Here is a 2,565-nt window from a genome sequence, read left to right on the forward strand (position 1 = left end):
TACAAAATTTCACAGCATCTGCTTATTCTGTATAGTCTGACCGAACTTTCGGACTCTATTAGTTATTCTTTAAATTTTTATTTTGCCAGAGCTGCGCCCAATGCCTTGCATGCTGCTACTGCATCATCGTCCGGAGTCAGGTTTGCGATCACACCCTCACCGTTTACTACGGTTGCGCCTGCCTCGGTCATGCGGTCTGCCCATTTTCGCATCCACTCGCCATCGCCCCAGTCATAGGAACCAAAGAGGCCAACGGTCTTACCTGCGCAGATCCCCTCCACCGCAGTTACGAAATCATCCATCTCTGCATCCAGTTCCTCATCGCCCATAGCGGAAGCACCCAGCGCGAAGCTATCTGCATCCTTTAACATGGAAACATCTGCTGCGGATACCTCCATCACATTTGCTTTTCCGCCTGCCTCTTCTACACCCGCGCCTACAGCCTCAGCCATAACCTGGGTGTTTCCGGTGCTGCTCCAGTAGATTACGTTTACTTCTTTCATGTTCGTGTTCTCCTTTCTATTTTCGGGTTATTTCCGCTTACGATACTGCCACATGGGACAATGTCCGTCCGCACATGATCTCTTTTAAAGCCTGCTCCTTCACCCTGTCATAAAGATCAAAGATTTTTTCTGCTTCTTTGGGATTCTGGTATACTTTCCAGTAACGGGAAGTCAGGCTGTTTTCCCCACGGTTATCAATAAAGCCCTGCACATCGCCCACCGGATATCCGAGCAGAACACCCAGCTCATGAGGAAACTCTTTTGAAATTCCGGCATAGAGCTGGTATCTTCTTCTCAGACGCACCAGAACCGATGCCACTTCAAAACTCTCATAGCCACAGCTGCGTAAAAACTCGCGCACTTCCCGGTTTTTCAAATGCCATTCCAGCTGCTCGTAGCGGTAAAGGAATAATACTTCCTTTTCGGCATCTGCATAAAGCGGGATGCAGATAATTCTGCTCTTCTTTAAATACGCCCGAATCTTGCGCCATCCGCCCGGTTTCATGGTGATCAGGTTGGAAATCTTCACCCCTTTTAACACCGGTGCGCACTGTGTCACAACACGAAAACCAAATTTTTCTTCCGGTGTGCAATTGTTAAGAAAATGAAGCATGGTCTCTGCTGACATACGCCGTCCCTCCTGTGGAATCCCTTCGAGTTACCTTTCGCTAACCCGATGTGTCTATGTTAGCATATGCTAACTAATAAGTCAATCGGATCACATGAAAGAAATTCTCAATAATATTCTATTGAGAAAATTTTGCTGTCCTGAGCTCATTTTTTGAGATATATTTACTCATTATTACAATTTCATTACATTCGTTGATTTTCTGTGAATCTCCTGTTACCATGTTCCACGGAGGTAATCAAGCATGAACAAAAGCAAATATCTCATCGGAGATGTGGCAAATCTTATGGGGATGAGCCGGGACACACTCCGCCACTACGAAAAACGCGGTCTGCTCACCGCAAGAAAAGCCGCCAACGGCTACCGCTACTATACAGAAGTTGATATTTCCAGATTCATCAGCATCCTTTATCAGCGAAAAATGGATATCGGACTGGATGACATTGCCACACTGTGGGATGAGCACGGCTCCGTGGATTCCCCGAAACACCTGTGCGACATCATCCGGCAGCGCCTGAATGAAGAGGAAGAAGCCATTCGAAATCATAAACGTACCATTGCGCGCCTGAGGATGAGCCAGAAGGACTGTGAAAATATTCAGAAGTATACCGGAAAGGTCATGCAATGTACCATGCCGCCTTCCTACATCATTGATCCGACAGTGGACTTTCATGATGGAATTGAGCAATGGTTTCAGTATACCAGGGAACATGCAGGCCTGGATAACATGTACCTGTTTGATGAATACCAGATCCATGCAGAAACTGAATCTGTGTCCCTGACCTTGGACTATCAGAATTCCCAGCTGCTTCTGCATGAGGATATGGCAGAATATACAGATTATCCAATCACAGCAGATATTCCGGTCACAAATTCCAAAATCCGCTATCTGTCAACCTTTTGTGCTTCCCAGGACCGCGTTCCATCACTTTCGACTGTGCAGTTCCTGATGACCTATGCCAGACAAAACCACCTGCCGGTCTGCCCACGGCTGTTTTCAACCTTTGTCCTGCAGGGGATCTGCGATCAGAAGCAGTGCTATTATCTGCAGTTATTTCTTCCTTTATCCAGTCTGACCAATCTTCATTTAATATGAATATTGATAATATCAACATTTAAGTGGAACTGGCTTATTAATTCTGATGATAACAAAAAACAGGCATAATCAACCTTCTGATTTCTACCTGGTTTTCTTCTATATTATTAGCTATGACTTCCTATAGAATTCAAGGTGTCTTTCTTTTATGCCAAATCACGAACTTGCTCATTTATAGTACAGTGAACTACATCGGCAATTGAATTACCGAGCATCTGATTACGAAGCATAGCTCCGTAGCTTCAGAGGTGCGTCCATGACACCCGTACTGCTACCCAGATGGGTTACACAGCTACTTTTATTGTTTTTGTACTGCTCAGCCCGGTTACGGGCATATC

The 2,565-nt window shown here is 45.5% G+C and carries 3 protein-coding genes; 1 reads left to right on the forward strand and 2 read right to left on the reverse strand.

The features are described 5' to 3' along the window. Nucleotides 1-77: 77 nt before the first annotated feature. Both ACMP1L_RS12850 and ACMP1L_RS12855 read right to left on the reverse strand, forming a co-directional pair. Nucleotides 78-503, reverse strand: coding sequence for a flavodoxin (locus tag ACMP1L_RS12850; RefSeq protein ID WP_418453259.1), 426 nt, complete (start codon nucleotides 501-503; stop codon nucleotides 78-80). 37 nt (nucleotides 504-540) lie between these two features. Further along, complete coding sequence (locus ACMP1L_RS12855) at nucleotides 541-1,131, reverse strand: DUF3793 family protein (RefSeq protein WP_418453260.1); 591 nt, start codon at nucleotides 1,129-1,131, stop codon at nucleotides 541-543. A 244-nt stretch (nucleotides 1,132-1,375) separates the two neighbouring features. On the opposite strand from ACMP1L_RS12855, the gene ACMP1L_RS12860 reads away from it, so the two are divergent. Then, entirely contained in the window at nucleotides 1,376-2,227 is an 852-nt protein-coding gene (locus ACMP1L_RS12860) for a MerR family transcriptional regulator (protein ID WP_418453261.1), read from the forward strand. Nucleotides 2,228-2,565: the final 338 nt, after the last annotated feature.

The sequence above is a fragment of the Ventrimonas sp. genome (genome assembly GCF_048380235.1).
Lineage (GTDB): Bacteria > Bacillota > Clostridia > Lachnospirales > Lachnospiraceae > Brotaphodocola.